This is a genomic window from Gardnerella vaginalis, from assembly GCF_001546485.1.
GTDB classification, from domain to species: Bacteria; Actinomycetota; Actinomycetes; order Actinomycetales; family Bifidobacteriaceae; genus Bifidobacterium; species Bifidobacterium vaginale_D.
On record NZ_KQ956873.1, the window covers coordinates 63624 to 69639 of the forward strand.

5 protein-coding genes and 1 tRNA gene are annotated in these 6016 nt (G+C 50.0%); all 6 read left to right on the forward strand.

Annotated features, from left to right (window positions below):
• Positions 1 to 1607, forward strand: a 1607-nt coding sequence (gene obgE, locus HMPREF3208_RS05880; protein WP_081091194.1) for a GTPase ObgE, incomplete at its 5' end; no start/stop codon positions are given.
• 132 nt (positions 1608 to 1739) lie between these two features.
• Complete coding sequence (gene proB / locus HMPREF3208_RS05885; RefSeq protein ID WP_064347719.1) at positions 1740 to 2885, forward strand: glutamate 5-kinase; 1146 nt, start codon at positions 1740 to 1742, stop codon at positions 2883 to 2885.
• A gap of 180 nt (positions 2886 to 3065) precedes the next feature.
• On the forward strand, positions 3066 to 4304 hold the full coding sequence (locus HMPREF3208_RS05890; protein ID WP_155639985.1) for a pyridoxal phosphate-dependent aminotransferase: 1239 nt from the start codon (positions 3066 to 3068) through the stop codon (positions 4302 to 4304).
• Positions 4305 to 4421: 117 nt separating this feature from the next.
• Positions 4422 to 4497: transfer RNA gene (locus HMPREF3208_RS05895), tRNA-Trp, on the forward strand.
• 39 nt (positions 4498 to 4536) lie between these two features.
• Complete coding sequence (gene secE, locus HMPREF3208_RS05900) at positions 4537 to 4764, forward strand: preprotein translocase subunit SecE (RefSeq protein WP_016636842.1); 228 nt, start codon at positions 4537 to 4539, stop codon at positions 4762 to 4764.
• Positions 4765 to 4790: 26 nt separating this feature from the next.
• Positions 4791 to 5729, forward strand: coding sequence for a transcription termination/antitermination protein NusG (nusG, locus tag HMPREF3208_RS05905; RefSeq protein WP_016636841.1), 939 nt, complete (start codon positions 4791 to 4793; stop codon positions 5727 to 5729).
• Positions 5730 to 6016: the final 287 nt, after the last annotated feature.

Consider the following 6016-nt stretch of genomic DNA (forward strand, 5'->3'; position numbering starts at 1 on the left):
GCGAAAAATACAAGCCGTTGGCAGGTCCTAACGGTGGCAACGGCGGCGACGGTGGCTCCGTTATTTTTGTAGCTGACCGTAACGCCAACAGCTTACTGGATTACCGCTTCATGCCTCACCGCACTGCAGAAAGCGGTACGATGGGCTTAGGTGACACTAAAGACGGCTCAAAAGGTGCGGATTTAGTACTTCCTGTGCCCGTTGGAACTGTTGTTTTTACAGCGCGCGGTGCTGCAGGCTCTCAAAAGCGGCCGGGCGAAGTTTTGGCGGATTTGCAGCACGTTGGAGACAAGTTCGTTGTAGCTCAAGGCGGTGCCGGCGGTCTCGGTAACGCAGCACTTGCAAACAAAACTCGTCGTGCCCCAGGATTCGCGCTTTTAGGCGAACCAGGCGAAGAGCGCGACGTAATTTTGGAACTTAAGTCTATTGCAGACGTAGCTTTAGTTGGATTCCCTTCTGCAGGAAAATCAAGCTTAGTTGCCTCAATAAGTGCAGCTAAACCAAAGATTGCTGACTATCCGTTTACTACTTTGGTGCCAAATTTGGGCGTTGTAAGCTTCGGCAACTATCGCTACACAATTGCAGACGTTCCAGGCTTAATTCCAGGAGCTTCTGAAGGAAAAGGCTTAGGTCTGGAATTTTTGCGTCATATTGAGCGCACAGAAATTATTGCGCACGTAATCGATTGCGCAACGCTGGAGCCAAACCGCGATCCAATTAGCGATTACCACGCTCTAGAGCACGAACTTGCGCAATACGCAGATAAACTTGAGCTTCCGTTGGGTGCAATCCCAATTCCGGAGCGTCCGCGCATTATTGTGCTGAATAAAATCGACGTGCCAGAAGCTAAGGAATTGGCTGATTTTGTGCGCGGCGAATTTGAGGCGATGGGATTAGAAGTATTTGAAATTTCTACCGCGTCTCACGAAGGTTTGAAAGAGCTTGGTTTTGCTCTTGGGCGATTGGTTGAAAAAATGCGTGAGAAGCTCGCTGCTGAGGAAGCAGCGCGTGAGGAAGAGCGTGTTGTTATTCAGCCGCTTGAGCAGCAGACTTCAGCTTTGCGTCGTCGTCGCGATGATGGTCGCGGTAGTAGTGCCGATTTTGAGATTAAGCGCGAAGAAGACAGGAATGGTGATTTTTGGTTCACTGTTACTGGCACGAAACCTGAGCGCTGGGTTGTGCAAACGAATTTCGACAATGACGAAGCCGTCGGCTATTTGGCGGATCGCTTGGCAAAGCTTGGCGTTGAAGATGAGTTGCGCAAGAAGGGCGCGCGTCCAGGAGACGAAATTCGTATTGGCACTGGAAATCATATGGTTTGCTTCGACTGGGATCCAAGTATTGCTGCCGGTGCAGAAGGATTGGATGGCGCTAACTTGGGTGCTCGTGGCAAGGATTTGCGACTCGAAGCGAACGATCCTCGCGGAGCAAGGCGTACGAATGCTGAGCGTAGACGAGATTATCACAGCATGATGGATGCAAAGAGCGCAGTTCGAGACGCAATGATGGCTGAACGAAAGTCTGGCCACTGGGCGGATCCTTCCGTAGATGACGATCGTCATGACGAAAATAGCTTGTTCGGGCGAGGCGAAGAGCAGAAAAACTAGCTATATTGCACTCAACATTACGTCCGTAAGTTTTGACTGCAAGTTGTGTCCGCAAGTTGTGTCCGCAAGTTGTGTCCGCAAATTACGCCTAAAAGTCGCGTCAAAAATATCGATAATAAAAAGGAACCATATATGAATAATCCAGCAATTGAGCTTACCGAAGAAGGGGTTCGGCGTTCAATTCGTGAAGCGCGCACAATCGTAGTGAAAGTAGGTTCAAGTTCGCTTACGAATTCGTCCGGGCAGCTGGATGTGCAAAAGTTGCGCGCTCTTGTAACTGCAATAAGTCACGCGCAAATGCAAGGTGCTCGCATTGTGCTTGTGTCTTCTGGTGCAATTGCAGCTGGATTTGGTTTGCTCGGCTTCGGCGAACGTCCTAAAGATGTGCCAACTCAGCAGGCAACGGCTTCAGTTGGTCAAGGATTGCTTATGGCTCAATACGAGACAGCTTTTGCACAATTTGGCTTCCGCGTAGGGCAAATGCTTCTTACGGCGGACGTTACTATTTCGCCGTCACGCTACCGAAACGCGCAACGCACGATGCTGCGATTGCTGGAACTTGGCGTAATTCCAATCGTAAACGAAAACGACGCGCTTTCTAGCAACGAAATTCGATTTGGTGACAACGATCGTCTTGCAGCTCTTGTGGCGAATATTGTGCGCGCGGAAGCGCTTGTGCTGCTTACGGATGTGGATTCCCTTTATACTGCGCCGCCGAGCGAGCCGGGTGCTAAGCGCGTGAGTTTTGTGCCTGATGTGACGCGTGCGATTGAAGAAGTGAAAGTTGGTGCAAGTGTTTCGGGCGTAGGTACCGGCGGTATGGTGACGAAGATGGAAGCTGCGCATGTTGCTGCAGTTTCAGGAATTCCGACAGTGCTAACTTGCGCTGGAAATGCTGGTCCAGCACTGGCTGGAGATGCTGTTGGAACTGCGTTTGCACCGGTGCATACGCGTGATTCTTCAAGGCGACTGTGGATTGGTTTTGCTTCGCATCCGCACGGAGTTTTGGTGGTCGACGATGGTGCTGCAAAGGCGGTTCGCGGAGGTCGCGCGAGTTTGCTTGCGGCCGGTATTGTGCGTGTTAGCGGCGAGTTTTCGGCGACGGATCCTGTGTGGATTGACGATGAGCAAGGTAACCACTTGGCCAAGGGGCTTGTGGCTTTCGACGCGGAAGAAATTCCGGAGATTATGGGGCGTACGAGCGATGAGCTTGAAGAATCACTCGGTCGTCAGTATGCGCATCCGGTGGTGCACCGCGACAATCTTGTGCTTGTGTAGTTAGCTGCAGCTCCAAACGTGCGCAACTTTTCTCGTGTTTGGAGGGTTGTGTCGTGATTTTCGCTCCAAACGTGGGGAACTTTTCTCGTGTTTGGAGGGTTTGGTCTGGTTTAGCGCTCCAAACGTGGGGAATTTTCCGGCAGATTTGTCGTTTCGCGGCTTAAGGTTACACTAGAAATCATGGCAGAGAATATGGTAGATACTTCCGCACAAGAAAATTGGCGCGTATTAAGCGAGCGTATTAACCGAGTCGCTCCGAGCGCAACTTTGGCAGTAGATGGCAAGGCAAAAGCTATGAAAGCTGCCGGCATTGACGTAGTAAGTTTCGGCGCAGGAGAGCCAGATTTTCCTACTCCTTCTTATATTGTCGAAGCTGCAGCTGCTGCTTGCAAAGACCCACGCAACTACCGCTATACCGCAACTGCCGGTCTTCCGGAACTTAGAGAAGCTATTGCGCGCAAGGTAAAGCGCGATTCCGGTTACGAAGTTTCCCCAAATCAAGTCGTAGTAACAAACGGCGGAAAGCAAGCTGTGTACGAAGCTTGCCAAATTCTTTTACATGATGGCGATGAAGTTATTATTCCAGCGCCTTATTGGACAAGCTATCCGGAGGCTGTAAAGCTTGCAGGCGGCGTGCCTGTGCCGGTCTTGGCAGGTGCAGACTGCGGTTTTGAGCCAGATATTGAGGCGATTGAGGTCGCTCGCACTCCACGCACGCGCGCAATCATTGTAACTTCGCCGTCGAATCCTACCGGAGCTATTTGGAGCGCACAAACTATTCGCGCAATCGGCGAGTGGGCTGTAAAACACCATATTTGGGTGCTTTCTGACGAAATTTACGAGCATTTGCATTACGACGGTATTTCGACTTCGTATATTGGCGTCGAAGTTCCGGAGGTGCGCAATCAGCTATTGATTTTGAACGGCGTTGCCAAGACTTACGCTATGCCTGGCTGGCGCGTTGGCTGGATGGTGGCGCCTGCTGACGTTGCTAAGGCTGCTGTAAAGCTGCAGAGTCACATGACTTCTAACGTTTCTAATATTTCGCAACGTGCCGCAATTGCTGCAGTTGGCGGATCGCTGGACGTGGTTGCCACTATGCGTGAGGCGTTTGACGCTCGACGCAAAGCCATTGTGGCGGCGTTGAACAATATTGACGGCGTTACCTGCCCGCTTCCTCACGGCGCTTTTTATGCGTTTGCTCACGTTGAAGCGTTGCTTGAGCGTCCGCTTGGCGAGCATCGCGAGGTGCCGCATACTTCTGCACGATTTGCTGAAATGCTGCTCGATGAAGCGCATGTTGCTGCGGTTCCTGGTGAGGCTTTTGGCGCTCCTGGATATTTGCGTTTCTCTTGTGCGTTAGGTGACGACCAGCTTGCTGAGGGCATGCGTCGCATGAAGCAGTGGGTTGAAGCGTAACTGCGCGACACTCGCTAATGCGTGGAGATGTAGCGAAATCATGCCCATGAGATAACATATCTATCTGGCGGTTTTGCTATGTCGCCCCATCTGGGGTATGATAGGCAAGTTCCCCTTAGGGATGTGGCGCAATTGGTAGCGCAACGGTCTCCAAAACCGTAGGTTGTGGGTTCGAGTCCCGCCGTCCCTGCCAGTTTTTTTTAGTTCATATTTTTTACACGAAGGATTAGGCATGGCACAGGCACACAGCAGTAAGAAAGCAGTAACGCCGAATTTGTTCATGCGTATTGGCATGTTCATCAACCAAACTATTGATGAGACGCGTAAGGTTATTGCACCTCACGGTAAAGAGTTGTTTGCCTGGTCATTTGCAGTGTTCGTATTTGTTGTATTTTTAATGGCTTTCGTTACCTGCATGGACTTTGGTTTAGGCAAGTTCGTTATGTGGTTGTTCGGCTGAGTTGAAATTTTGAAGGTGTTTACAGTATGACTGATGAGTTCAATCTCGAAGAAGCAGATGAAGCGTCTGTAAATCAAGCCGCTGCTGTGGCTGCAGACGTTGATGCTGACGCTAGTGATGCTGCTGCTTACGCTGCCATCGATGCGCTTGATGCCACCACGGTGGATGCTGAAGCTGTTGCAACTCCTGCAGCTGAAGATGATTCAGATGCTGATGCAGCGGTCGCTGGTGTTGCTGATGCTGCAACTGGTGTGACAACTGCCGATGCTGTAGCCGACGAAGCCGGTGCTCAAGATGCCGGTGCTCAAGATGCTGATGATGCAACATCTCAAGAGGCTGATCCAACTGATGCTGGTGCAATTGCTGTAGCTGAATTTTCTAAGAAACTGCGCACGTTGGAAGGCAAGTGGTATGTGCTTCACACATATTCCGGCTACGAAAAGCGCGTAAAAACTAACGTTGAATCTCGCGTGCAGAGCTTTGGTTTGGAAGATAAAATTTTCCAGATTGAAGTTCCTATGGAAGAAGTCGAAAAGCATACGGAGAAGGGTAAGAAGATTATTACCCGCGTTCGTGTGCCTGGCTATGTGCTGATTCGCATGTGGCCTGACGAGAATGCTCGCCGCATTGTTCGCGAAACTGAGGGTGTGACTGGTTTTGTTGGTCCTTCTAGGGAACCGGCACCATTGACTCGCAAAGAAGTTGTGGCAATGATGGCTCCTATGATTGCTTCTGAAGCTTTGAGGAATGCTGGTGATAAGCCTGCTGCTGCACGTAAGCGCACTGTTGAAGTTGCTTACAAGGTTGGCGATCAGGTAACAGTTACCGATGGACCATTCTCTACGATGGCTGCTGTGGTTTCCGATGTGGAGCCTACAACTCAAAAGCTTACTGTGTTGGTTTCCATCTTTGGTCGTGAAACTCCTGTGGAGCTTGGATTCAACCAAGTGGAGCCGATTGTTTGAGCTGCTCGCATAAGTTGATGGCTTAAATTTTGTAGCTTTTATAACTTTTATAGCTTTTATAAACCGGGGTGCGTGATTCGCACTCCGGTTTTTGTTTATTTGATTGAAATTGCTGTGTTTGTAATCTGCGTTATTCGTACTTCAGTTTTGGCAGTTTTGTTGAGGGTTATTTACCGCGACACGCCGTAAAAAAATAGATTTTCTTGTAATCTTAGGGTTTTTATCAATGTGCATAATAAATATTTTCAAAATAATTACTTTGACTTGAATTGAGCCATGGGGGGGGG